The sequence below is a fragment of the Pseudomonas sp. CNPSo 3701 genome (assembly GCF_028674975.1).
In the GTDB taxonomy this organism is placed as follows: Bacteria; Pseudomonadota; Gammaproteobacteria; order Pseudomonadales; family Pseudomonadaceae; genus Aquipseudomonas; species Aquipseudomonas straminea.
The window spans coordinates 340403-365791 of record NZ_JAQZSI010000004.1 but is presented as its reverse complement, the minus strand read 5'-3'; the positions used below and the strand labels follow the sequence as shown (position 1 = coordinate 365791).

The 25389-nt window shown below is 62.5% G+C and carries 20 protein-coding genes and 3 pseudogenes; 7 read left to right on the top strand and 16 right to left on the bottom strand.

All coding sequences use genetic code 11. The annotated features are described in order from the left end of the window. Window positions 1–228: 228 nt before the first annotated feature. The 11 genes and pseudogenes from PVA39_RS14035 to PVA39_RS13995 all read right to left on the bottom strand — a co-directional run bounded on the left by PVA39_RS14035 (window position 229) and on the right by PVA39_RS13995 (window position 12551). The gene (locus PVA39_RS14035; protein WP_274124563.1) at window positions 229–1524 is read right to left on the bottom strand and encodes an NAD(P)/FAD-dependent oxidoreductase; all 1296 of its coding nucleotides are present in this window, start codon (window positions 1522–1524) and stop codon (window positions 229–231) included. Window positions 1525–1570: 46 nt separating this feature from the next. Then, on the bottom strand, window positions 1571–1993 hold the full coding sequence (locus PVA39_RS14030) for a RidA family protein (protein WP_027909544.1): 423 nt from the start codon (window positions 1991–1993) through the stop codon (window positions 1571–1573). Between the two features lie 29 nt (window positions 1994–2022). Further along, a complete protein-coding gene (locus tag PVA39_RS14025; RefSeq protein ID WP_147177060.1) occupies window positions 2023–3162 on the bottom strand; it encodes a tyramine oxidase subunit B in 1140 nt (379 codons plus the stop codon). Between the two features lie 490 nt (window positions 3163–3652). Continuing rightward, complete coding sequence (locus PVA39_RS23450) at window positions 3653–4420, bottom strand: methyl-accepting chemotaxis protein (RefSeq protein WP_371257905.1); 768 nt, start codon at window positions 4418–4420, stop codon at window positions 3653–3655. A 90-nt stretch (window positions 4421–4510) separates the two neighbouring features. Further along, window positions 4511–5518 (bottom strand): annotated as a pseudogene (locus tag PVA39_RS23445) (cache domain-containing protein); the annotation flags it as partial. Window positions 5519–5785: 267 nt separating this feature from the next. Further along, the gene (locus tag PVA39_RS23440; RefSeq protein ID WP_443200971.1) at window positions 5786–6553 is read right to left on the bottom strand and encodes a methyl-accepting chemotaxis protein; all 768 of its coding nucleotides are present in this window, start codon (window positions 6551–6553) and stop codon (window positions 5786–5788) included. Between the two features lie 90 nt (window positions 6554–6643). Continuing rightward, window positions 6644–7657, bottom strand: a pseudogene (locus tag PVA39_RS23435) (cache domain-containing protein); the annotation flags it as partial. A 542-nt stretch (window positions 7658–8199) separates the two neighbouring features. Further along, window positions 8200–9300 carry a polyamine ABC transporter substrate-binding protein gene (locus tag PVA39_RS14010; RefSeq protein ID WP_274124560.1) on the bottom strand — a complete coding sequence of 367 codons (1101 nt, stop codon included), beginning with the start codon at window positions 9298–9300 and terminating at the stop codon, window positions 8200–8202. A gap of 44 nt (window positions 9301–9344) precedes the next feature. Then, window positions 9345–10373, bottom strand: coding sequence for a histone deacetylase family protein (locus PVA39_RS14005; RefSeq protein ID WP_274124559.1), 1029 nt, complete (start codon window positions 10371–10373; stop codon window positions 9345–9347). Window positions 10374–10559: 186 nt separating this feature from the next. Next, window positions 10560–11564: an AraC family transcriptional regulator gene (locus tag PVA39_RS14000; protein ID WP_274124558.1), complete on the bottom strand. Its 1005-nt coding sequence runs from the start codon at window positions 11562–11564 to the stop codon at window positions 10560–10562. A gap of 189 nt (window positions 11565–11753) precedes the next feature. Continuing rightward, on the bottom strand, window positions 11754–12551 hold the full coding sequence (locus PVA39_RS13995; RefSeq protein ID WP_274124557.1) for an undecaprenyl-diphosphate phosphatase: 798 nt from the start codon (window positions 12549–12551) through the stop codon (window positions 11754–11756). A 231-nt stretch (window positions 12552–12782) separates the two neighbouring features. Here PVA39_RS13995 and PVA39_RS13990 point away from each other — a divergent pair, with 231 nt between their 5' ends. Together PVA39_RS13990 and PVA39_RS13985 are read left to right on the top strand one after the other, a co-directional pair. Then, the gene (locus PVA39_RS13990) at window positions 12783–14066 is read left to right on the top strand and encodes an MFS transporter (RefSeq protein ID WP_274124556.1); all 1284 of its coding nucleotides are present in this window, start codon (window positions 12783–12785) and stop codon (window positions 14064–14066) included. Between the two features lie 73 nt (window positions 14067–14139). Further along, a pseudogene (locus PVA39_RS13985) lies at window positions 14140–14574 on the top strand (HIT family protein); the annotation flags it as partial. Between the two features lie 225 nt (window positions 14575–14799). Here PVA39_RS13985 and PVA39_RS13980 read toward each other — a convergent pair. After that, the gene (locus tag PVA39_RS13980; protein WP_274124555.1) at window positions 14800–15729 is read right to left on the bottom strand and encodes a DMT family transporter; all 930 of its coding nucleotides are present in this window, start codon (window positions 15727–15729) and stop codon (window positions 14800–14802) included. A 148-nt stretch (window positions 15730–15877) separates the two neighbouring features. On the opposite strand from PVA39_RS13980, the gene PVA39_RS13975 reads away from it, so the two are divergent. Both PVA39_RS13975 and PVA39_RS13970 read left to right on the top strand, forming a co-directional pair. Then, window positions 15878–16306, top strand: coding sequence for a 3-isopropylmalate dehydratase (locus tag PVA39_RS13975; protein WP_274124554.1), 429 nt, complete (start codon window positions 15878–15880; stop codon window positions 16304–16306). Between the two features lie 36 nt (window positions 16307–16342). Beyond that, window positions 16343–17644 (top strand): FAD-dependent oxidoreductase, encoded by a 1302-nt coding sequence (locus PVA39_RS13970; protein ID WP_274124553.1) that lies wholly within the window; start codon window positions 16343–16345, stop codon window positions 17642–17644. Here the strand turns inward: PVA39_RS13970 and PVA39_RS13965 are convergent. Continuing rightward, window positions 17641–18837 (bottom strand): MFS transporter, encoded by a 1197-nt coding sequence (locus PVA39_RS13965; protein WP_093502958.1) that lies wholly within the window; start codon window positions 18835–18837, stop codon window positions 17641–17643. The genes PVA39_RS13970 and PVA39_RS13965 overlap by 4 nt on opposite strands. 86 nt (window positions 18838–18923) lie before the next feature. Beyond that, the gene (locus tag PVA39_RS13960) at window positions 18924–19649 is read right to left on the bottom strand and encodes a substrate-binding periplasmic protein (RefSeq protein WP_274124552.1); all 726 of its coding nucleotides are present in this window, start codon (window positions 19647–19649) and stop codon (window positions 18924–18926) included. Between the two features lie 255 nt (window positions 19650–19904). On the opposite strand from PVA39_RS13960, the gene ahpC reads away from it, so the two are divergent. After that, a complete protein-coding gene (ahpC, locus tag PVA39_RS13955; RefSeq protein WP_013790773.1) occupies window positions 19905–20468 on the top strand; it encodes an alkyl hydroperoxide reductase subunit C in 564 nt (187 codons plus the stop codon). A gap of 237 nt (window positions 20469–20705) precedes the next feature. Further along, window positions 20706–22259, top strand: coding sequence for an alkyl hydroperoxide reductase subunit F (gene ahpF, locus PVA39_RS13950; protein ID WP_274124551.1), 1554 nt, complete (start codon window positions 20706–20708; stop codon window positions 22257–22259). Window positions 22260–23118: 859 nt separating this feature from the next. On the opposite strand, the gene PVA39_RS13945 is transcribed toward ahpF, so the two are convergent. Beyond that, complete coding sequence (locus tag PVA39_RS13945) at window positions 23119–23514, bottom strand: hypothetical protein (RefSeq protein ID WP_274124550.1); 396 nt, start codon at window positions 23512–23514, stop codon at window positions 23119–23121. A gap of 138 nt (window positions 23515–23652) precedes the next feature. Here PVA39_RS13945 and PVA39_RS13940 point away from each other — a divergent pair, with 138 nt between their 5' ends. Next, window positions 23653–24783: a M14 family metallopeptidase gene (locus PVA39_RS13940; RefSeq protein ID WP_274124549.1), complete on the top strand. Its 1131-nt coding sequence runs from the start codon at window positions 23653–23655 to the stop codon at window positions 24781–24783. Here PVA39_RS13940 and PVA39_RS13935 read toward each other — a convergent pair whose 3' ends face one another. Continuing rightward, window positions 24784–25311, bottom strand: a complete 528-nt coding sequence (locus PVA39_RS13935) for a hypothetical protein (RefSeq protein WP_274124548.1) — start codon at window positions 25309–25311, stop codon at window positions 24784–24786. Window positions 25312–25389: the final 78 nt, after the last annotated feature.

The window sequence follows — 25389 nt, the reverse complement described above, 5'->3', positions numbered from 1 at the left end:
GATAACGATGGAACCACAGTTCACGCATCACATGTGGCGCGTAAAGAGCTCGTGGCTAAAGCCGCTCCTACGCAATCGCTGAGTGTCCGCTTCTACCTTGTAGCTGCCGCTTCATACGCATAAAGATCGTGAACAGGTTCTAAGACGAGTTGGTGAAACAGCTAAATCCCAGACAAAAAAATGCCCCGCATTTTCATGCAGGGCACAAGCCGGAGCAGAGGTGAGCGCTTAGCTGAGGCGCTCGAAACGATACGGACTCGGATCGACAATCGGCGTGGTGCTGCACAGCAGGTCGGCGGCCAGTTGGCCTGCAGCCGGCGAGGTGCCGAAGCCGTGACCGGAGAAGCCGGTTGCCAGGGTCAGGCCGGGAATCTTCGCGACCGGGCCGATGACCGGGTTGGAGTCCGGTGTGATGTCGATGACGCCTGCCCAGCTTTGCTCGATCTGGGCGTTGGCGAACATTGGCCAGGCGGCGACCAGGTTGCGCATCGCCTCGTCGTTCAGTGACGGGTTGGCCGCCGGGTCGAGGGTGCGGGCTTTCTCGAATGGCGTGACGGAAGTGCCTTTCCAGCTGCGCGCCAGGGCCAGGTCCTTGAAGAACTCCTTGCCAAAGGATACGCGCAGGAAATCACGCTGGGCCTTGAGCTGCGGCAGATAGCGCATGCCGATCAGCAGGTGGTCGAGGGTCAGGTGCGCATCCAGGGCGCCGCGCTGGGTGACGATGAAACCGCCATCCTTGTGGCGACGGAACGAGAAGTCCGGTGCGCCCAGGGCTATTTCGGTCGGCCCGTCCATGGGTTTTGTGCGCATCACCGAGCAGGTCAGCGGCAGGGTCGGCAGGTTGATGCCGTGGTTGCCGAGAAAGCGCCGGGACCACATGCCACCGGCGAGCAGCACCTGTTCGCAGCGAATCTCGCCACGCTCGGTCAGCACGCCGCTGACATGCCCACCGCTGGTCACCAGGGTCCGCACTGCGCAGTTCTCGATGATCAGCGCGCCCTTGGCCATCGCCGCTTTGGCGATGGCGCTGGAGGCCAGGGTTGGCTCCGCGCGCGCATCGGAAGGCGTGTAGATACCACCCGCCCACTGGCCTTGGCCCCCGGGTGCCATCTTGGCGATTTCCGCGGTGCTGACCAGCCGCGAGTCCAGGTTTAGCGAGGCGACCGATTTCAGCCAGCCCTCGTGCATGGCCATCTGCGCGTCGTTACGGGCGACGAACATGATGCCGGCCTGACGAAAGCCCACATCCTGGCCAACGCGTTCCGGCATCTGCAGCCATAGCCGCTCGGCGGCCAGGGCCAGGGGAATATCGTGCATATGGCGGTTGGTCTTGCGTACCCAACCGAGGTTGCGTGAAGACTGCTCGGCCGCGATGCGGCCTTTCTCCAGTACCACTACCGGGATGTTGCGCTCGGCCAGCGTCAGGGCCGCGGTGAGGCCGATGATGCCCCCACCGATGATGACCACGGCACTGTTCGAGGGAAACTCGGTGGAGGTTTGTACGGGCTCTATTCGAGGCGACATAAAGAGCACTCAACAGTAAGGGTGATGACGTGACCGAAAACCTGGCTCACTGAGCCAGGTTGATTTTCTTCACGTCGGCGCGCGAGGCACCACGGAAAGCGGTCAGCTCCAGTTCGACCTTGTAGACGGTCGAGCCCAGAGGCGGGCAGGTGACTGTCGAGGCCGGGTCGATGCCGCGGAATTTCTCGCCGACGATGGTCATCACCGCCGGTACGTCCTGCGGGTTCTGGATGAACACGCGCGAACACACCACGTCGGCCAGGCTGGAATCTACGGCAGCCAGTGCCGACTCGATGTTGGCGAACACTTGGTGGGTCTGCTCGGCCAGGTCCTCGGAGATCTCCTTGGTGTCCGGGTTGCGGCCGGCGGTGTTGGACACGAAGATCCAGTCGCCGACCGCGACCACGCGCGAGTAGCTGCCCATTTCTTCGTACTTGGAACCGGTTTTGACTTTGCTGATGGTGGTCATGGCGTAGCGTCCTTGAGGGAGTGAGAGGGTTAGCGCAGGGCTGGGGTTTCCCAGAGGTTCAGCTTCACGCCGATACCCAGTTCGAGCGCCTTGCGGTACACCACGGTGCCCCAGGCCACATCCTCGACCGGCATGCCACCGACCGACATGATGATGATTTCGTCTTCGCTGCGACGGCCCGGGGCTTCGCCGGCGATGATCTTGCCGATGTCTTCGAGATGGTCGAGGGTCAGCTTGCCTTCCTCGAGCATGTCCATGAAACGCACGCCGATCACCGGTACGTGGTTGTGGGCAGGCTTGGGCAGCTCTTCGAACCAGGCCTGGTACAGGCCAATGTTGTCGAGCACCTTGCGCACGTCGTGCTGTTCCATGCCTTCATCGATGTTGCAGCCGGCCGGCATGGCCAGGAAGGCGCCAGGTTTGACCCACTCGCGCTTGACCAGCGGGTATTCGGTCGGGTCACCGGTGCGGCCGGAAGTGCAATAGGTCACCAGGTCGGAGCCGCGCACCACGTCTTCGATGCTGTCGACCACTTCGATGGTGGTGATCTGCGGGTAGGTTTCCTTCACCCAGCCAATGAAATCGTCGAGGCTCTTCTGGCTGCGACCCTTGAGCTTGAGGGTGTCGATCAGCGGGCACACGGCGATGAAGGCGGCGAGGGTGGTCTTGCCCATCACGCCTGGACCGAGCAGGCCGACGACGCGCGAGTCCTTGCGGGCCAGGTGGCGTGCGCCAACGCCCGGAATCGCACCGGTGCGATATGCCGACAGCAGGTTGGCCGACATGTGGGCCAGCGGAGCACCGGTGTCGACGTCAGTGAGGGTGAACATCAGGATCGAGCGCGGCAGGCCTTTCTCGCGGTTCTCGACGTTGGAGCCGTACCACTTTACGCCGGCAGTGCGGAAGCTGCCGCCCAGGTAGGCCGGCATCGCCATCATGCGGCGGTCGGCAGCGTGGCGCGGCATGCTCGGGAAGGGAGAGTCTTCCGGGAAACACACCATGGCGCCGTGGGAATCGTTGTTCGGGCCGGCCATCCGATAGTCGCCTTTGTACAACAGCTCGAATACCTCTTCCATGGTATTGACGCAGCCGAGCATGTCGGTCACGCCAGCGCGAATCATGTCTTGTTCGGAGAGGTAGATGAAGTCGATTCTTGTATTAGTAGTCATGGCATTCTCGGGGTCGGAAGTGCAGGCCTGGCACAACTTGAAAGATGACGCTGCCGCGCGTTATGCAAACAAAAGCATCGGTGAAGTTGCATAACGCTCAGTGCGCGCAGGGCAATTGGTTATTAGTGGTTTTTTATTCACGGGTGAATAAGAAACAGAAAACCAGTTGGGCCAAGTTGATGGTAGGTAAGTCGCCCCGATGCCGGCTATCCCATATTGGTCACTGTTGCAGGCAAATAACTTCGGCTGGCGCACTCTTTTGGGGCGTCGAATAAAGCGCCGGTTTGATAAGTCTTGATGTGCTTATCGACGGGGATTCATCAATAGCGCGACGGGCTGGAAAATAAGCTGTCGGGAGGCAGTTCAATGGCCCCGAAAAGTCGATAGCGGAACGCTATCGAGCGCGGTCATTTAGCGAAATTTGCTTGAGATAAGTTACGAATCACTGCCGGAGCGCAAGCATTGCGCTTGCGCTCCGGGCAATGGTCCCTTAGGTGCGGAAGCGCCCGACCAGGCCATTCAGCTCGCCCGATAGTGCCTCCAGGCGCTGCGAGTCGGTGCGTGCCGAATGGGCCAATTCCTCGACCAGCTGGGCATCGGTATGGATCTGCGCGATGTGCCGGTTGATGTCTTCGGCCACGTGGTGCTGCTCCTCGGCGGCGGTGGCGATCTGGTTGTTCTGGTCGCGGATCTCGTCTACCGAGGCGCGAATCTGCTCGAAGCTGTCGCGGGCATGCTGGATGCGCTCCACGCTCTGCAGCGACATGCTCAGGCTGCTCTGCATCTGCTTGGTGACTTCCTGGGTGCGCCGCGCCAGGCCGCCAAGCAGGCCGTCGATCTCGCCGGTGGAGTCCGCGGTGCGCTTGGCCAGGGCACGAACTTCGTCGGCGACTACCGCGAAGCCGCGGCCCTGTTCGCCGGCTCGTGCTGCTTCGATGGCTGCGTTGAGGGCCAGGAGGTTGGTCTGCTCGGCGATCGAGCGGATGGTATCGAGGATGGCGTTGATGTTCTGGCTGTCCTGCTCCAATACCTGCATGGCCTGGGCAGATTTCTGCAGGTTTTCGCTGAGCTGGGTGACGCTGCCGGTGGCTTCGTCGATTTGTTGCTGGCCATCGTGCACCTGGCGCTGGCCGGAGTCGGCGGACGAGGCGGCGTTGCTGCACGAACGGGCCACTTCATTGGCGGTGGCGACCATTTCGTTGAAGGCGGTGGACACCAGCTCCACGGCTTCACGCTGGCGGCCGGCGGCATCGTTCATGTCGCGGGCCACGCGGGTGCTGGCGTCCGAGGCGGTCTGCAGGTCCGCCGAAGCGCTGCCAATGCGTTGTACCAGCGTGCGGATGGCGCCCAGGAACTGGTTGAACCAGCGCGCCAGCAGGGCGGTTTCATCGTTTCCGCGCACATCCAGGCTGCGAGTCAGGTCGCCTTCGCCTTGGGCGATGCCTTCCAGACCGCCTGCCACGCTGCGGATCGGCTTGACGATCAGTCCGGCGAAACTGGCGCCGACGATGGCGAACAGCACCGCCAGCACCGCGGCGATCACGCCGATCTGCCAGGTCAGGCTGGTGGCCTTGGCCATCACTTCGCTGCGCTCGATCAGACCGATAAAGCGCCAGCCGAGGGTTTTCGACGACCACACGTTGGCCATATAGGACACCCCGCCCAGTTCGACTTCCACCAGGCCTTGCTCGACCTTGGCCAGTTCTGCGTAACCGTCGCCCAGCTCGCTGATCAGCTTGAAGTTGTGCTCCGGAGTGCGCGGGTCGACCAGCACGTTGCCGTTGCTTTCCAGCAGCATCAAATAGCCGCTTTCGCCGAGCTTGATCTGCTTGACCAACTCGGTGAGCTGCTTGAGCGACACGTCCAGACCAACCACGCCGACGGTCTTGCCCTGGGCATCATCAACGGTGTGCACCGTGCCCATCAGCACCACATCATCAGGCGCCCAGTAGTAAGCGGCGGTGCGTACGGTTTTGCCTGGCGCGGCCACAGCGGCCTTGTACCAAGGGCGAACGCGCGGGTCATAGCTGCTCAGCTTGGCATCGTCCGGCCAGGAGGCATAACCCCCATCTGCCTTGCCAAGCGACAGGTAGGCAGTGCTCGGGTGGCTGGCAGCGAACTGGCCGAACATTTCCAGAAATGCCTTGCCTTCATCGGTCTGCGGAATCTGCGCGGCATCGGCGCCCGTGTAGTTCTTCAGCTCGCCGGCGTTGCGCACTACCGGAAGCTTGGCCAGGTACTCGACGTTCTGCGCGATGGCGTCGAAGAACTGGTTCATGGCGTTTTCGATCTGCCGGATTTCGCGGCTGCTGCTGTCCAGGAAGTCGTCCTGCGCCTGGCTGCGCAAATTGACCACCACCACGACGGCGACCAGCACGACGGGCACACAGGCAATGGCCGCGAAGGCCCAGGTGAGTTTCTGTTTGATGTTCACGATGGTTCCTGCAGTGTCGTAAAGCGTTTTTTGGGTTTTTTAAGCTTTGAAGCAGGCAGAAAGGATGGCTGGCGAATTTGTAGTCGTTGTGAACACTGAGTCGGCGTGACGGACGCAAACTTGAGCGCCCGCCCCTCACGTTTTTTTGTGATTGGCAGGCGTAGAGGCGGGGATGAAAGAGAGGACGTATCAGGTTCTGAAGCGGCGAACCAGGCCATTGAGTTCGCCGGATAGGCTTTCCAGGCGCTGTGAGTCGCTGCGCGCCGAGTGGGCCAGCTCCTCGACGAGCTGGGCGTCGGTATGGATCTGCGCGATGTGCCGGTTGATGTCCTCGGCGACCTGATGCTGCTCTTCGGCGGCGGTGGCGATCTGACTGTTCTGATCGCGGATTTCGTCTACCGAGGCGCGGATCTGTTCGAAGCTGTCGCGGGCCTGCTGGATGCGCTCGACGCTCTGCTGCGACATGCTCAGGCTGCTTTGCATCTGCTTGGTCACGTCCTGGGTGCGCTTGGCCAGGCCGCCAAGCAGACCGTCGATTTCCCCGGTGGAGTCCGCGGTGCGTTTGGCCAGGGCGCGGACTTCGTCGGCCACTACCGCGAAACCGCGGCCCTGTTCACCGGCCCGGGCGGCCTCGATGGCGGCGTTGAGGGCCAGCAGGTTGGTCTGTTCGGCGATCGAGCGGATGGTGTCGAGGATGGCGTTGATGTTCTTGCTGTCCTGCTCCAGCACCTGCATGGCCTGGGCGGACTTTTGCAGGTTCTCGCTGAGCTGGGTGACGCTGCCGGTGGCTTCGTCGATCTGCAGCTGGCCGCCGTGCACCTGGCGCTGACCGGAGTCCGCGGAGCTGGCGGCCTGGCTGCAAGAGCGGGCCACTTCGTTGGCGGTGGCGACCATTTCGTTGAAGGCGGTGGACACCAGCTCCACGGCTTCGCGTTGGCGCACGGCCGCATCGTTCATGTCCAGGGCCACTCTGGTGGTGGCATCCGAGGCGGTCTGCAGATCCGCCGAAGCGCTGCCGATACGCTGCACCAGGGTGCGAATGGCGCCGAGGAACTGGTTGAACCAGCGCGCCAGCAGGGCGGTTTCGTCGTTGCCGCGTACATCCAGATTGCGGGTCAGGTCGCCTTCACCCTGGGCGATGCCTTCCAGACCACCGGCCACGCTACGGATCGGTTTGACGATCAGCCCGGCAAAGCTGGCGCCGACGATGGCGAACAGCACCGCCAGCACCGCGGCGATCACGCCGATCTGCCAGGTCAGGCTGGTGGCCTTGGCCATCACTTCACCGCGCTCGATCAGGCCGATGAAACGCCAGCCCAGCTTCTCGGATGACCAGACGTTGGCCATGTAGGTCACGCCGTCCAACTCGACCTCCGCGAAGCCGCTCTTCACGCCGGCCAGTTCGCGAAAGCCGTCACCCAGTTCGTCCAGGCGCTTGAAGTTGTGCGCCGCATCGCGCGGGTCGACCAGCACGTTGCCGCTGCTTTCCAGCAGCATCAGGTAGCCGCTTTCGCCGAGCTTGATCTGCTTGACCAGGTCGGTCAGCTGCTTGAGAGACACGTCCAGGCCGATGGCGCCTACGGGCTGGCCCTGGGCGTTGTCGACGGTGTGCACGGTGCCCATCAGCACCACATCATCGGGGGCCCAGTAGTAGGCCGGGGTGCGCACGATCTTGCCTGGCGTGGCCATGGCCGCTTTGTACCAAGGGCGCTGGCGTGGGTCGTAGCTGTTGAGCTTGGGGTCGTCCGGCCAGACCAGGTAGCCGCCATCCTGGTGGCCCACCTGCAGGTAGGCAGTGGTCGGGTGGCTGGTGGCGAACTGGTTCAGGCCGTACAACAGCGCCTGGTTGCTGGCCGGTAGCGGCATTTGGGCGGCATCGGCTGCGGTGTAGTTCTTCAGGTTCTGGGTGTTTCGCAGCAGATCGCTCTTGGCCAGGTATTCGACGTTCTGGGCGATGGCGTCGAAGAACTGATTCATCGCATTGTCGATCTGGCGAATCTCCCGGCTGCTGCTGTCGAGAAAGTCGTCCTGGGCCTGCTCGCGCAGGTTGATGACGACCACGATGGCGACCAGTACCACAGGCACACAGGCGATGGCCGCAAAGCCCCAGGTAAGCTTCTGTTTGATGTTCACGATGATTCCTGCTTGAGCGAAGGCTGTTGTTTTTTTAGGTAAGGGCAGCCAAAACGGACATTGCGTGGTGATGGCTTAATGCTAGGGAAGCGTAAATCATTGGTATGTGGTATGCCAGTGATTTGGCGTCAGCGATTGATCGTTGTTGTGTCGGTACGCGGGCTTGAGCACCGGCGCGGCAAGCCTAACGAAGTGCTGTCGGCTGATTGTGAAGCAGTGGGAATCGCCGGCGCGATGCAGGCAGGTAAGCTGTCGGCGTGATGAGGTAGTGCTTGAGCATGACAGTCCTTGTCGGCTTGGGAGGGGCGGCGGATTCTACAGCGCTGCTGCTTTGCTGCGCGTGTGTCGGCTGCAATAGATAAGAGAGCGTTGCGGGCAAAACTATCTTCGCCAGCAGGCTATAGCGCAGCAGGTCAGCCCGAAAAGTACGATCCCGCGGCAGGCGCGGGATCGTTGAGTGAAGACAGTTGTTAGCTGCCAGTCTTGATCTTCACCCAGGCGCGGGTGCGGATGCGTTCGATCTTCTGTGGCAGCGGCTCGACGCTGTACAGCGTTTTCTGCGCCTCGGGCGTCGGTGTCAGGTCGGCGTTGCCGCTGATCGCCTTGTCCACCAGTGGCATGGAATCCTTGTTCGGGTTGGGGTAACCGAGGAAATCGCTGATCGGTGCGATCACCTTGGGATCGAGCAGGTTGTTGAGGAACTCGTGGGCTTCCTCGACGTTCTGGGCGCTTTTCGGGATGGCGAAGGTATCGAACCAGATCGGGGCGCCTTCCTTGGGTAGGCGCCATTCGACCTTCACGCCGTTACCGGCTTCCTTGGCGCGGTTGGCGAACTGGTAGAAACTGCCTGAATAGCCGATGGCCACGCAGATGTCGCCGTTGGCGATGTCGGTCATGTACTTGGCCGAGTGGAAATAGGTCACGTAGGGGCGCACCTTCATGAGCAGCTCGGTGGCCTTCTCGTAATCCTGCGGGTTGGTGCTGTTAGGCGGCAGGCCCAGGTAGTGCAGGGCGATGGGCAGAATCTCGTTGGGCGCATCGAGCATGGTCACGCCGCACTGTTTGAGCTTTTCCATATTCTCGGGTTTGAACACCAGGTCCCAGCTATTCACAGGCGCGTTTTCGCCGAGCGCGGCCTTGACCTTGTCCGGGTTGTAGCCGATCAGTACGGTGCCATACATGTAGGGCACGCCGTACTGGTTACCGGGGTCGTTGGTTTCCAAGAGCTTGAGTAGCGCTGGATCGAGGTGCTTCCAGTTGGGCAGCTTGCTCTTGTCGAGCTTCTGGAACACGCCAGCCTTGATCTGGGTGTCGAGGAACATGTTAGACGGCACCACCAGGTCGTAGCCCGAGTTGCCGGTCAGCAGCTTGGCTTCCAGCGCCTCGTTGGTCTCGAAGGTGTCCCAGGTCAGCTTGATGTCGGTCTTGTGCTGAAAATCCTTGAGAGTCTGCGGCAGCATGTAGTCCGCCCAGTTGTAGACCCGCAACTCCCGTGCTTCGACCATGGCGCTACTGGCCAGTAGCGCCGCTCCACAAAGCGTGGCGCTGAACAGATGGTGGAGATTTTTCATCGTTATGTGCTCCGTTGTAGGCGTGTTGTCGGCAGTCTTTAGGGTCAAGCACCCTCGAAACCTTCCAGTACGTTCACCGCATTGATGCCGATCTCCTCCACCGCGTAACCGCCCTCCATCACGAACAGGGTGGGTTTGCCGAGGCGCGCTATGCGTTCGCCCATGCGCAGGTAGTCGGGGCTGTCGAGTTTGAACTGGGAAATCGGGTCTTCCTTGAACGTATCCACCCCCAGCGACACCACGATCACATCGGGCGCGTACTCGGTGATACGGGCGCAGGCTTGCTCCAACGCCGCACTCCAGCGATCCCAGCCACTGCCCGAAGCCAGCGGCAGGTTGAGGTTGAAGCCCTTGCCCGCGCCTTCGCCGACTTCGTCGTGGTAACCGAGAAAAAACGGGAATTCGAAGCTCGGGTCGCCATGTATCGAGGTCACCAGCACGTCGCTGCGTTCGTAGAAGATCGACTGGGTGCCGTTACCGTGGTGGTAGTCCACGTCGAGAATCGCCACGCGCTTGCAGCCCTGGTCGAGAAACGCCTGGGTGGCGATGGCGGCATTGTTCAGATAGCAGTAGCCGCCCATCAGGTCGGCGGCGGCGTGGTGACCTGGTGGGCGGCACAGGGCGAAGGCGCTAGTGGCGCCAGCGCTGATCAACTGCTGGCCAGTGAGGGCGACCTGCGCGGCGCTCCAGGCCGCTTGCCAGGTGCCGGCCGTGATTGGCGCGCCGCCATCGAAACTGTAGTAACCCAGCTGCCCGAGCAGGGTGTCCGGCAGCACGCTGCGCAGCGTGCGCGCAGGCCAGGTGAAGGGCAGGATATCGCTATCGCGGCCCATGGCAGTCCAGCGTTGCCAAGCGGTTTCGAAAAAACTCAGGTAATCGCGGTCATGAATGCGTTCGATCGGCGCACGGCCGAAGTCGCTCGGCTCGAGCACGTCGCCGAGCCCCTGCTTGCGCACCCTGGCGAGTACATGGTCGGCCCGCGAAGGCATTTCAAAGCAGGGTTTGAGTTCCCCGTCGATGATTTCGCAGCGTCCATGGTGCAGGTGGTGGTCATCGCTGTAGATCGTCTGCATGTTCGGCTCTCCCGCTGTTGATGACAGCATTCTTGGCCGCATTCGGTTGGGGAGGAAATGAGCGCAACGGCCAAAAGGGGATAGATGTGGCCAGCAAATGGCGCACGGGCGAACCGCATCGGTGCGTATGCTTGGCGTGTCGGCTGCCCAGTCGATGGGCGCGGCTGTGCCAGGTCCGCGGTGTCTTCAGGCCAGGGCAGGGCGCCGGTAGCGACTCGGCGAGGTGCCGCTCCAGCGCTGAAAAGCGTGGCGAAAACTGGCCGTTTCGCTGTAGCCCAGTGCCTCGGCGATATGGGCAATGGGCAGACGTTCTTCGCCCAATAAGCGGCGCGCCTGCTCGAAGCGCAACTCGTCGAGCAGGCTCTGGTAGCTGGTGCCTACTTCCTGCAATTGCCGGCGTAGGGTGCGCGAGGAGCAGCGCAGCTGACGCGCCAGGCCGTCGAGCCCTGGCGATTGGGGCAGATGGCTGGTCAACAGCTGGCGCACGCGGTTTATCAGCGCCTGGTGCGAGATGAATTCATGGTTCAACTGCCGGCAGCGCTCCAGGGTATCTCGGTGCGTCACCGGGTCGGCCAGAGGCAGCCGACGGTCCAGCCACTGGGCCTCGAAGACGATGGCGTTGTCGACGGCGTTGAAGTGCACCGGGCAGGCGAAATTCCGTGCGTACTGGCGCTGGTAGCGCGGCGCGCGGTGGGTGAAATGGGCAGCGTGCAGCGGTAGCGGGCGGCCAAGCAAGTCGTCGCAGATCAGCTTCAGGGACGCGATGCACAGTTCGGCGTTGAAGGTCAGCAGCTCCGGTGCATCGCGGTAATGGCTGGCTTCGATGCAGGCGAAATCTCCATCACGGCGCAGGCGTAGTTCGAACAGCGTGCCCAGAAGTGCCGGAAAGCTGAAGGCGATTTCCAGGGCCTCGCCGAGAGTCGCGGCCGACAGCAGGCTGAAGCCCAGCAACCCGTAGGACGACACGTGCAGGCGCCGGCCGAGCAGCAGGCCCAGGTCCTGGCGCAGCTGTGTGGCATTGCGAAACACCTGGCGTTCTTGGGCGATGCTGATGCGCATGTCGGAGCGCTGCAGGTCCCCCGGCTTGAGGCCGCTGCCGGCCAGCAACGTGTCAGGGTGGATGTTGTCCTGGCAGAGGGTGTCCAAGACCAAAGCAACAGCATGGAGAGTGGTCAATTGGGAATGCTGCATCACGGCACGCCTTCTCGTTACAGGTGCGAGAATCAGGCAATAAGTGTGCCTGGCAGGGAGCCTGTAGCGGGGCGCTTGGGCAGGAGGCTCACTTCCAGACAGGCTGGCCGGTGTGACCGAAGGTAACGCCCGTCAGCCCGTAACCAGGTGGCAAGCGCTGCTACCGGGTTACGGACGATGCAGGCGTCTTTACAGCGCTACGAAGAACAGCACGGCGCCGAGCAGAAGCCGGTAGATCACGAACGGCAGCATGCCGATGCGATCCATGGCGGCCAGGAACAGCTTGATGCACAGGTAGGCCGATGCGAACGACAGAATGATGCCCCAGACCATGTCGCCCCAGTGGGCGCCGTCGCCCTCGGCGATCAGGTGCACGGTTTTCAGGCCGCCGGCGGCGAGAATCAGCGGGATCGACATCAGAAAGGAAAAGCTCGCTGCGCTCTTGCGGTCGAAACCGAGCATCAGCGCTGCCGTCATGGTGATGCCCGAGCGCGAGGTGCCGGGGATCAGCGCGATCATCTGCGCCAGACCGATCAGCAGCGCCTGGCGCCAGGTCATACGGCTCATGTCGGCGTCGCGGGTGCCTGTGGCATCTGCCCACCACAGCAGTAGACCGAAGACGATGGTAGTGGTGCCGATCACCAGCATCGAGCGGGTGTACTCCTCCAGCATCGATTCGAAGATCAACCCGGCCAGGCCCGCGGGAATCGTCGCCAGGATAATCATCCAGCCCATACGGCTTTCCTGGCTGGCGCGGCGATGCAGCACGTGGGCGCACCAGCCATTGAGAATCGCCGCGACCTGCTGACGGAAGGCCAGCAGCACCGCCAGCAGCGTGCCGATGTGCACGGCCACATCGAAGGCCTGGCCCTGATCCGGCCAGCCCAGCAGTTGCGAGGGCAGGATCAGGTGAGCGGAGGAGGAGACCGGAAGGAATTCGGTGATGCCCTGGATGAGCGAAAGGACGATCAGGTGTAGCCAGTCCATGAGATTCCTTAATGAGGGAGCTAACGAATGGGGATTGCGGGGTATGACCCAGCGGGGCGCCATTTTCTCCATCGCAACCTCTCGCTAAGCTGAAATATGCGCACACAATTTGTTGAGGAGGCGGCATTGCGGGGCTTGTAACGCTGCTCTCTGGGCTTGGATTTTGCTATCGTGAGCGCCCCGCGAGCCGTGCCAGGTTCGCGGTTCAGTGGACCTGCGAGAAATCTCCCCATGCAAGCTGCAGCATCGCCGGCATCCGGTCGGCCCCTCACGCGTAGCGATTACAAGACCCTGTCCCTGTCCGCCCTTGGCGGCGCGCTGGAGTTCTACGATTTCATCATCTACGTATTCTTCGCCACCATCGTCGGCAAGCTCTTCTTCCCGCCGGACATGCCCGATTGGCTGCGCATGCTGCAGACCTTCGGCATCTTCGCCGCCGGCTACCTGGCACGCCCGCTGGGCGGCATCATCATGGCCCACTTCGGCGACTTGATCGGCCGCAAGCGCATGTTCACCCTGAGCATCCTGATGATGGCGGTGCCCACCCTTATCATGGGCCTGCTGCCGACCTACGCGCAGATCGGCATCCTCGCGCCGCTGATGCTGCTGCTGATGCGCATCATCCAAGGTGCTGCGATTGGCGGTGAAGTGCCCGGCGCCTGGGTATTCGTTTCCGAGCACGTGCCGGCGCGCCATATCGGCTACGCCTGCGGCACCCTGACCTGCGGCCTGACCACCGGCATCCTGCTCGGCTCGCTGATGGCCACGCTGATCAACAGTGTATTCACCGCCGAGCAAGTGCTCGACTGGGCCTGGCGTGTGCCGTTCCTGATCGGCGGCGTGTTCGGCCTGTTCGCCATGTACCTGCGCCAGTGGCTGCACGAAACCCCGGTGTTCACCGAGATGCAGCAGCGCAAGGCGCTGGCCGCGGAGTTGCCGTTGAAAACCGTGGTGCGCGACCATCGCGGCAGCGTGGCGATTTCCGCACTGCTGACCTGGCTGCTGTCGGCCGGCATCGTGGTGGCGATCCTGATGACGCCGACCTTCCTGCAGACCTTCTATGGCTTCAACGCGGTCACTTCGCTGAAGGCCAACAGCCTGGCCATCGTCATGCTCAGCATCGGCTGCATCATCAGCGGCGCCCTGTGCGACCGTATCGGCGCTGGCCGCGTACTGGTGGTCGGTTGCAGCGCGCTGGCGATCTGCGCCTGGTTCTTCTACAGCGGCCTGTACACCAATCCGCAGTGGCTGTTCCCGCTGTATGCGCTGGTCGGCCTGTTCGTCGGCACCATCGGCGCAGTGCCCTTTGTGATGGTCCACGCCTTCCCGGCTCCGGTGCGTTTCAGCGGCCTGTCGTTCTCCTACAACATGTCCTACGCGGTATTCGGCGGCCTGACGCCGGTGGCAGTATCGCTGCTGGTCAAATGGAGCCCGCTGGGCCCGGCGTACTACCTGATTTCCCTGTGCGGCGTGGGCGTGATCATCGGCCTGACGCTGCTGCGCAAAGGTCGTTGAATAGCTGACTGCTTCGCACCTGCCGGCCGAGGCGGTATGGTGCGAGCACGTTCATAACGCGATGGAGAAGCCCATGAGCCTTTACGGCGATTACGATTCGCAGAACATCTTCGCCAAGATCATTCGCGGCGAGATGCCTTGCTACAAGCTGTATGAAGACGACGACGTGCTGGTGTTTCTCGACCTGTTTCCGCAGTCGTTCGGCCATACCCTGGTGATCCCCAAGCGCGCCGAAGCCCGCAATTTGCTGGAAATCGACGCCGACAATCTGACCAAGTTGACCCTGGCCGTGCAGAAGGTCGCTCGCGTATTGGCTGACGAGCTGCAGCCCGATGGCGTGCAGATCGCCCAGTTCAATGGCGCGCCCGCTGGCCAGACGGTGTTTCATATCCATATGCACGTGATTCCGCGCTTCACCGAGCAGGGGCTGCAGAACCATGCCAGCGGCAAGGCCGACCCAGCTGAGCTGGAGAAGCTGCAGGCCAGGCTAGTAACCGCTCACTCGGGCATGGATTGGGCGTGCCCGCCCACACGCCACACTCGCCTATGGGCTGGACTGCTCGCTTTTCATAGGATGAAGCGGGCCGCATAGGTCGAGGAGCGCAGCGACTATACCCATCATCGCTACGCTGAGCCCTGCTGACACAAGATGCCTATTCGCTGCAGGTTGTGTGGGAGCGCGCCAGGCGCGCGAAAAATCTGCGCATTACTGAGGCGTTCCCGCCTGCTCCCACTATCGCACCCGCCGCTTGAGCCACTGACTCACCCACTCATACCCGCTGACCAGCACGATGCCGCACAGCACCAGCAGGGAACCGAGGACAAAATTGGCTTCCAGCGGCTCGCCCAGCAGCACCACGCCGAACAGGATGCCGAACATCGGCGTCATGAACGACAGCACGCCCAGGCGTGACGCCAGGTAGTTGCGCAGCAGCCAGAACCAGGCCAGGAAGCTGGCGAACGACACTAGTACAGCCTGGAAGATCAGTCCGCCAACGGCGATTGGCGTCGGATTGAACCCCAGCTGGCCGCTCACCGCGCAGGCCAGGATCAGCAGCACGAAGCCGCCCAGCAACTGATAGAACAGCGTCTGGGTGACCGGCGCGTTGGACAGCCGCGAGCTGCGTACTACCACGGTGGTCGCGCCCCAGGCCATGGCGCCGAGAATGCCGAGGATGTCGCCATACAACTGGCGGCCGGCATCCGCTGTTTCCGCGCCGCCGGAGCGCCCGGCGAACGATACCACGATGCCCATGAAGGCGATGCCAATACCCAGCCACTGCAAGGGCCGCAGGCGTTCGGCCGGCAACCGCCAATGCAGGCCCAGGGCGGCGAATATCGGCGCCGTATAAAGAAAGATCACCATGTGCGAAGCGCTGGTGTGGCGAAGTCCTTCGCCGACCAGCATGAACTCCAGGGCGAACAGCGAGCCGACCACCAGCCCTGGCCGCCAGTTGCCGGCGCGCACGCCCAGGCCATCGCGCCGCCACAGCATCAGCAGCGCCACCAGAAGAGCGGCGATGCCCGAGCGCAGAGCCAGCATGAGCATTGGTGCCACATCTTCGGCTGCGCCCTTGAGCACTACCTGCTGCATGCCCCAGATCATGCACAGGCCAACCATCATGCCACCGGCCAGCCCGTCGATGTTCTTGCGCGTGTCCATGCCGGTCGCTCGTGAAAAGAGTGGGGCGCCATTATGGTGGTGTGAACGGGGGCAGGCTAGCGCAATGGATTTATTGCACGCTTATGGCAATGTGCTTGTCTGTGAGCAGAGCCTTTCGCTCGCCAACCAGATTCTCCGGAGAGAACCCATGCGTCTGATCTACGTCATACTGCCTCTGCTCGTCCTGGCCGGTTGCTCGTCCTACCAGGCCGACCCCGATAAGGTTACCGACATCCCGACCGAACGCCTGCGCGCCTGGCAGGAGCCGGTGCAGGGCGGTGGCGAGGTGGTGGTCACCCGTGACCTGGGGCTAATGGGCGGTGGCTGCTACGTGGCCGTGCTGGTCGACCGCAAGGTGGCGGCGCGTATCGGCGTCGGCGAGCGGGGCCGCTTCCAGGTGCCGGCGGGCAATCGCATCGTCGGTATCGCCGCCGACAGTGAGGACGAAACCCTTTGCGGCAAGGGGCGCCTCAACCGCGAGGTGCTGGTGAAGGTCGAGGCCGGCGGCGTGGCCAATCTGCGCATCGTCAGCCAGAACCGTGGCGGTTTCGACATTCTTCCTGAGCAGGCGAGGTAAAATCGTCCTTCACTCGATACCGCACAGGATGTGCCCGTGAAAGATCTACCCATCGCAATCGTCGGCGCTGGTACTGCAGGGTTGGCCAGCGCCATTTTGCTGGCCCGCCAGGGCTGGCCGGTCACCCTCTATGAGCGAGTCGCCGACCTGCAGCCAGTAGGTGCTGGCATTCTGCTGCAGCCCTCGGGCTTGGCGGCGCTGCGCCATATCGGTTTGCTCGACGAATGCACCGCCCTCGGCGCTCCGGTCAGCCGCCTGTTCGGCACCTCGGCCTGCGCCCAGCGGGTGATTCTCGACACCCGCTATGCCCACTGGCAGGCCGACTCCTTTGGCCTCGGCATCCACCGTGGCGTGCTGATGGCCGCCTTGCTCGCTGCCGCCCGCGCAGCTGGGATAACAATTCGCACTGGTGTCTCCATCTCCCGCTTCGTGCAGTCGCCCACCCACGTGCGCCTGCTCACCGATGATGGCCAGGGTAACGAAGCTGTGTTGGGCGAGCACGCGGCGCTGATCCTGGCTGACGGCACCCGCTCGCAACTGCGCGCGCAGATGCAGATTCGCCAGTCGGTCAAGGCCTATCCCTGGGGCGCATTGTGGAGCATCGTGCCGACCCCTGAAGGCGCCGACTCCACCGATCTGCGTCAGTGGTACCGTGGCTGTTCGCAGATGTTCGGCATCATGCCGACCGGATGTACTCACACTGACCGCAACACGCGCCTTAGCAGCCTGTTCTGGAGCCTGCCGGTGGCCAGTCACGGCGCTTGGCAGCTGGCCGGGCTGGACGCCTGGAAGGACTCGGTGCGCAAGCTGGCTGGTGAGCCGGCCGACGCATTCCTAAGCGCCATCGACTCGCCTGAGCGACTGATGCTGGCCAGCTACGCCGACGTGCGCATGCACCAGTGGCATGACGGCCGCGTGCTGGCCATCGGCGACTGCGCTCATGCCATGAGCCCGCAGCTGGGGCAAGGCGCCAACATGGCGCTGGTCGATGCCGTGGCGTTGGCTGATGCTCTGGGCGCTTGCGCTATTGGCCGGGCTGTCGACCCGGCAGCTTGCTTTGCTGCCTATGGTGCGGCGCGTCGTGCCCATCTGCGCTACTACCGCCAAGCCAGCCGTCTGCTGACGCCACTGTTCCAGTCACACAGTTCTGTACTGGCAGTGCTGCGTGACAGCGCGCTATTCGTGGCGCGGCATCTGCCCATGGGCCGCCAGCATGCGGTAACCACGCTGGTGGGGGCGCGCACCGGCTGGCTGTTATCAGGCAGGGGTGCCGCGCCGCTGCATGCCTGGCGCAAACCTTCTGCGCCCGAACCGGTGCTGGAGGCAACTTCGGCCTAGGCTCTGGCGCGGGCCTTTTGAACCTGCCAGGCCCAGAGGAACACCAAGAGGCCGGCGACCGCGGTCGCCGCGCCGATATAGCCCGTCGAGGTCCAGCCGAAACCGGCGCTGATCGCCAGACCGCCGAGCCACGGGCCCAAGGCGTTGGCGATATTGAAGGCGGCGTGGTTGGAGGCTGCCGCCAGGGTCTGGGCGCCGGTGGCCACGTCCATCAGGTGGGTCTGCAAGGCCGGCGACAGTGCGGCGATAGTGCCCAGGGCCAGAATCGCCGGCAGCACCGTCCAGATCGACTGTGTGGCCGCTGGCAAGAGCAACAGTACCAAGGCGCTCCACAGCAGGATCCAGGCCACTGACTTGAAGCGCAGTCGGTCGAACAGCCAGCCGCCGGCCATGTTGCCGAGAATGCAGCCGACGCCGAACACCGCCATGGCCACCGGGATCATGCCCGGGCTGACCCGGGTGACTTCCAGCAATGTTGGCGCCATGTAGCTGAACACGCAGAACATGCCGGCGAAGCCGATCGAGCCGATGCCCAGGGCCAGCCAGATCGGTGCGCGGTTGAAGGCGCGCAGCTCGCTGATCGGGCTGCTGCGCACTTCACTGCGATCCAGTGGCAGCAGCAGGGCGATCATCGCCACCGTGGCCAGGGCGATTACGCTGACCAGCGCGAACGCGAAGCGCCAGCTGGCGCTCTGTCCCAGCCAGGTGGCCAGCGGGTTGCCGATCAGAATCGCCACGCTGAGCCCCATCAGCACGCGGCTGACGGCCTTGGCGCGCTTGTGCGGCGGCGCCATGGAGGCGGCGACCAGCATGGCCACGCCGAAGTAGGCGCCGTGGGGCAGGCCGGCGAAGAAGCGAAACACCATCAGCGTCAGGTAATCGGGCGCCAGGGCACTGGCCAGGTTGCCGACCGCGAATACGCTCATCAGCAGCAACAGCAGGTGCTTGCGCAGCAGGCGCGCGCCGAGCAGTGCGAGGATCGGCGCGCCCACCACCACGCCCAAGGCATAGGCGCTGATCACATGGCCGACCTGGGGTTCGCTGACGCCCAGATCCTGAGCCACGTTGGGCATCAGGCCCATGATGGAGAATTCGCTGGTGCCGATGGCGAAGCCGCCAAGTGCCAGGGCCAGTTCGATCAGCAGGATCGCCCCGGCACTCAGGCGCGGGGCGGCGTGGGCGGAGCCACTCATGGTTTACCTCATGGGGTGCGGCGAATCAGGCGGGGCATTATTCACACATTGGCAGGCCGAGAAAACCATCGTGACTTGGGCAGCTTTCAGCGATAGCGCTGCAGAATGGCGGTAAACTCGCCGTTTTCCTGCATCTGGCGCATGGCGTCGAGCAGTGCCTGGGTCGGCATGTCGGGCGCATCGCGTACCAGGCAGGCCACTTCGTCTCGGGTCAGCTCATGGACTTCGTGAAGCTGCTCGGCTTCGTCGCGACCACGATTGAACCACAGCAGCGCCAGTTCGTTGCTAATCGCATAATCGTAACGTCCGGCTGCCAGCTTGCGCAGAACCAGGCCCTGGGTGCGGGCATCGTCGCGCTGCAGCTGGCCTCTTTCGAACAAGGCATTGAGCGTCGGGTAGTTGAAGCCCAGCACTGTGCCGATGGTTTGGCCGGGTAAACGCGTGGGGTCGACCGCCTGATTGCTGCGGCTGACCAGCAGATCGCGCTGCGTCATGAAAGACACGCTCCAGGCATAGCCGGGATAGGTCTCGTTGAGCCAGTTCGGGTTGACGTAGCAGCGCACGTCGACCTGCTGATCCTGCAACGCGCGGTGCACGCGCAAACGTGGCAGCACCAGCAGCTCGGCCTCGCGATTGACCTTGCTGGCGAGTTGCACGGCAAGGTCACGCAGGATGCCGTCAACGGCTTTGCCGTCGCGGATCATCACCATGGGCATCACGCCGCTTTCGATGATCGAGAAGCGCAGCGGCGCATCAGTGGCCAGGCAGTAGCCGCTCGTCAGACCAAGTGCAAGGGCGGCTAGATAGCGCAATGCTGGGCGAACCACGAGCGAGCAAACGGTGTCGCAAACAGGGATAGTCTGGAAATGGTTCATCGGTCACCCGCGCATTGCTCAAGCGTCGCCCGTTGCAGAGCATGAAATTTTCAGATTACTGTTTTAACAGGCTTTTTATGTGGTTCGATTGACTCAGCTTATTGGTTTGATGCTTTCAATCAATGGGCTCTTTGGTCCACATGGGGCTACTATCCCTCCTGTAAATTTTCTAACCCTCGAAGGAGTTCACAGATGTCTTTGATTAACACTCAAGTCCAGCCGTTCAAGGTCAATGCCTTTCACAATGGCAAATTCATCGAAGTCACCGAGGAAAGCCTGAAAGGCAAGTGGTCCGTCCTGATCTTCATGCCGGCCGCCTTCACCTTCAACTGCCCGACCGAGATCGAAGACGCCGCCAACAACTACGAAGCCTTCCAGAAGGCTGGTGCCGAGGTCTACATCGTGACCACCGACACCCACTTCTCCCACAAGGTATGGCACGAAACCTCGCCGGCCGTTGGCAAAGCCAAGTTCCCGCTGATCGGCGACCCGACTCACCAACTGACCAACGCTTTCGGCGTGCACATCGCTGAAGAAGGTCTGGCGCTGCGTGGCACCTTCGTGATCAACCCAGAAGGCCAGATCAAGACCGTCGAAATCCACTCCAACGAGATCGCTCGTGACGTGGCCGAGACCCTGCGCAAGCTGCAAGCCGCTCAGTACACCGCTGCTCACCCGGGCGAAGTGTGCCCAGCCAAGTGGAAAGAAGGTGCTCAGACTCTGGCTCCTTCCCTGGACCTGGTCGGCAAGATCTAAAAATGGGCGTAGCGCTACTGCGCTAGGCATTGCTTCGTTGAAATCAGGCTCGGGCTGCTCATTTACAGCTCGTAAACTCCGCGCCCTCGCCTGATTTCGCCTCGCACTGCCGTCGCTCGCGACGCGCTACATCCCATTTTCCACCTACAAGCCAACAGGCTTTAAAGGTGCCCGAACGCCCGGGCGTAACCCGTCCGGGCGTTTTATTGCCCGAATTTCGTCATTGAGGACTCGTATATGTTGGACGCAACCCTTAAAACCCAGTTGAAGGCGTACCTGGAAAAGGTCAGCCAGCCGTTCGAGATCGTCGCGTCCCTCGATGACAGCGACAAGTCTCAGGAACTCAAAGGCCTGCTCGACGATATCGTCAGCTTGACCGACAAGATCACCCTGAAAACCGATGGCAACGATGCCCGCAAGCCATCGTTCGCGCTGAATCGCCCGGATGGCAACATTAGCCTGCGTTTCGCCGGTTTGCCGATGGGCCATGAATTCACTTCGCTGGTGCTGGCCCTGCTGCAAGTTGGTGGCCACCCGTCGAAGCTGGCGGCCGAGGTGATCGAGCAGATCCAGAACCTGGAAGGCGAATTCAACTTCGAGACCTATTTCTCGCTGTCCTGCCAGAACTGCCCGGACGTGGTCCAGGCACTGAACCTGATGGCCGTGCTCAACCCGAACATCCGCCACGTTGCCATCGACGGTGCGCTGTTCCAGGATGAAGTCGAGTCCCGCCAGATCATGTCGGTACCGAGCATCTACCTGAACGGCGAACTGTTCGGCCAGGGCCGTATGGACGCCGAGCAGATTCTCGCCAAGATCGACATCGGCGCCTCCGCCCGTGATGCCGAGAGGCTGAACGCCAAGGAAGCCTTCGACGTGCTGGTCATCGGTGGCGGCCCGGCTGGCGCTGCGGCGGCCATCTACGCCGCCCGTAAAGGCATCCGCACCGGCGTTGCCGCCGAGCGTTTCGGCGGCCAGGTGCTCGACACCATGGCCATCGAGAACTTCATCTCGGTGCAGGAAACCGAAGGTCCGAAACTGGCCCGCGCCCTGGAAGAGCACGTCAAGCAGTACGAAGTCGACATCATGAACCTGCAGCGCGCCAGCGCGCTGATTCCGGCTTCCAGCGAAGGCGGCCTGCATGAAGTGAAGTTCGAGAGCGGTGCGAGCCTGAAAGCCAAGACCGTGATTCTCTCCACCGGTGCCCGCTGGAGAGAGATGAACGTGCCGGGCGAGCAGGAATACCGTAACAAGGGAGTGGCCTACTGCCCGCACTGCGACGGCCCGCTGTTCAAGGGCAAGCGCGTGGCGGTGGTCGGTGGCGGTAACTCTGGCGTGGAAGCGGCCATCGACCTGGCCGGTATCGTCGCCGAGGTAACCCTGCTCGAGTACGACAGCAAGCTGCGCGCCGACGCCGTGCTGCAGAAGAAGCTCTACAGCCTGCCCAACGTTAAGGTGATCACCAGCGCCCTGACCAGTGAAGTGAAAGGCGACGGCCAGAAGGTCACCGGCCTGGTCTACAAGGATCGCAACTCCGATGCGTTCATCCCGGTAGAGCTGGAAGGCATCTTCGTGCAGATCGGCCTGCTGCCCAACTCCGAGTGGCTCAAGGGCTCGGTGGAGCTGTCGGACCGTGGCGAGATCATCGTCGACGCCCGTGGCGAAACCTCGCTGCCCGGCATCTTCGCGGCCGGCGACGTGACCACTGTGCCGTACAAGCAGATCGTCATCGCCGTGGGCGAGGGCGCCAAGGCTTCGCTCAGCGCGTTCGATCACCTGATCCGGAGCTGATCAACTGCTGTGTATGAAAAACGGGCCCAGCGGGCCCGTTTTTTTGCTGAGTTTGGGAGCGTGCGGGTTAATACCGGACTGGCAAGTTTGTGTGATTTTACGGATTTTTTCGGCGCTCAAGCGGCCTATCGGCTTATCGACGTCCTACTAACGTCTCCCGTTTCGCCCTGTCGGGCGAGTCACTTTTGCGGGCAAAAGTAACCAAACCCCTCCGCCCGATCATCCGGCCCCGGCTGCGCCGGGGTTCGCTCACTCCATCGTCATTCCAGAGGCCCGCCGCGAAGGGCCATCCATGGCCCATCGCGGCTCTCGCGGCATCCATGCCGCTCAACCTCTTCCACGACGATTGCGTTCGCCCTTCTGGACGGGCTCTGCGCGCCCCATTGAATCGGCGGCAATTCACCGGAGCCTTATGTGCTTGAAAATGGGGTCAGCCATAGGCTGACCTGGGTGCTATCCCGTGCATACCAAAAAGTATGCCCGGTCGTGCAGGCGCGCGAATGTCCCCTTCAGGAGGGTGAGTGGAATCGTTGCGTAGAGGGGCGAGCGGCATGGATGCCGCGAGAGGCTTAAAGGGCCAGGGATGGCCCTTGTAAGCCGACCCTCGGAGCGACGATGGAGCGAACGAACCCCGGCGCAGCTGGGGCCGTATGATGGGGTGCGCTTTCTTTTGCTTACTTTTCTTTGCGCACTTCAAAGAAAAGTGAGTCGCCCGAGGGGGCGAAACAAGGAATTTCTGCGCACAACGCAGCGGCGTCCAAGCACCTAACGAGAAGGCACACTGATTTGCCAGTCCGGTATCAATTAGGCGCTTCCCTATAGAACGAAGAACCTTCTTTATGCCTGTTGGCGGCGCGATTCAGTCGATCTCTTCGTCACGGATCAGCACGTAACTGCTGCCAGTTTCGTCGTCCAGGCGCTCGCAAACAAAGTACATCTCGACCTTGCCCGCGTTCATGGCCGCCAGCAGGTCACCGGCCTGGGGCGTGAAAAAGGCCTTGGAACCCGGCGTGGCTTCGCAGGCGATCAGCGCGGTGACGAACAGTGCCGGATCGGTGCCGTCGAAGTAATCCTTGCGCTCGGCGGCGTCCCATTCCAGGGGTGGCTCGAAGGGGCCGGTGAACAGCACCTTGGCATCGCCCAGATCCTCTTCCTCGGCGTCCAGGTCGTCCTCGTCCGGGCGATAGACCGTGCAATCCAGGGCGTCGGCGGCGTCCAGCACGTGCTGGCGGTTTGGGTCATCGGCTAGGGACACGGTAGCTCCGCTGATTCAGTAAATGAAGGCGCCAGTGTGCGACGCAGCACCGCCTGCTGCAATCGTCGTCTGTGCATTTCCTCGGCGCCGGGAACCTGCGATGCTGCGGCCACCGTGAACACAGCAACGAGCAGAGCCATGAAGATCAGTTCGGATTTCGACAGCGGCAACATCCTCGTGCAGGACGCCAGCGACCCGCACAAGGTGCTGCTGGCCATGCGCAAGGACCTCAACAGCGACCATTTCCAGTGGTTTCATTTCCACGTCGAGGGCCTGACTCCCGGCGCGCGTCACGACTTCAGCATCACCAATGCCGGGCAGTCGGCCTACAGCCATGCCTGGACGGGCTACAACGCCGCTGCTTCCTACGATCAGCAGACCTGGTTCCGTGTAACGAGCCGCTTCGAGAATGGCGCGCTGAGCTTCGGTCTGGAGCCCGAGCAGGCGCAGATCTGGTTCGCCTATTTCGAGCCCTACAGCCGCGCACGACATGCCGCGCTGATCGAGCAGGCGCTGGCCCTGCCAGGTATCGAGCTTCAAGCCAGCGGGCGCAGCATCGAGGGCCGCGATATCGAATTGCTGCGCGTGCACCGCCACGCGAGCGCGACTCGCAAGGTATGGATCATCGCCCAACAGCATCCGGGCGAGCACATGGCGGAATGGTTCATGGAGGGCGTCGTCAGGCGCCTTAGCGATTCCGGCGATGGTGAGCTGGACGCCTTGCTGCAGCAGGCCGATCTGTACTTGGTGCCGAACATGAATCCGGACGGCGCCTTCCGCGGCCATCTGCGCACCAATGCGGCGGGGCAGGACCTGAACCGCGCGTGGCAGTCGGCAAATGTGGAGCGCAGCCCGGAAGTGTTTTTCGTCCAGCAGGCGATGCGTGAGATCGGCGTGGACCTGTTTCTGGATATCCACGGCGACGAGGAAATTCCCCACGTGTTCACCGCCGGTTGCGAAGGCAACCCGGGCTTCACGCCGCGACTGGAAGCGCTGGAAAACGAGTTTCGCCAGCGCCTGGTGGATAGTGGCGCCGAGTTCCAGACCCGCTTCGGCTACCCGCGCAGCGCACCGGGCCAGGCCAATCTGAACCTGGCCTGCAATGCAGTCGGACAGGAATTCGATTGCCTGTCGTTCACCCTGGAGATGCCCTTCAAGGACCATGACGATACGCCGAACCCAGCGACCGGTTGGAACGGCGAACGCTCGATGAAGCTGGCGGCCGACATGTTCGGCGTGATCGGCCAGATGGTCGACCGCCTGCGCTGATCAGGCATGCTCGTGCAGGCTGCCGGGTTCATCCTGCGCGGCCTGCAACTCCTGAAGCATCTTCATCTTCTCGGCAATTTCGCGCTCTGCGGCGGCACGCTGCTCAGGCTGCATGTTCTCCAGGTCTTCCTCGGTGATGCCGACTTCCTTGAGGATTTTGTCGCGCATCTTCTCCGCCGGGGTCATGGCCATATAGGCCATGAAGTCATCCCGGGCGCTCGGTTTGGGCGGGACCTTTTGCTCATCGCTGGCCGCCAGGGCACCGGTTTCCTGCAGGTTGTCGTTCGCGTTATGCGCTGAGCTGTTGAGGGTCACGAGCATCCGCGCGAATGCTTCGTCGTACGCCTGCTGGTGGGCGTTTGACTCATCGCTCTTGAATGCTGGCGCGACTCGTTCGTTTTCCCGCGGTTTACCGGGCTCGACGAGCAGTGCCGCATCGCTGCTTTTCTTGAAATCCAGTTCGTCGGCACGGGTGCGCTGCAGCGCTGTGCTCATGCCGTAGTGGTTGAGCGAACCAATGATGCTCATGACAAGGCCTCCCTGATCTGAGCGTCTAACTCAGCAAGGGCTGTGCCAGGCCGTTTTATAGCGATAACGGACTGATAT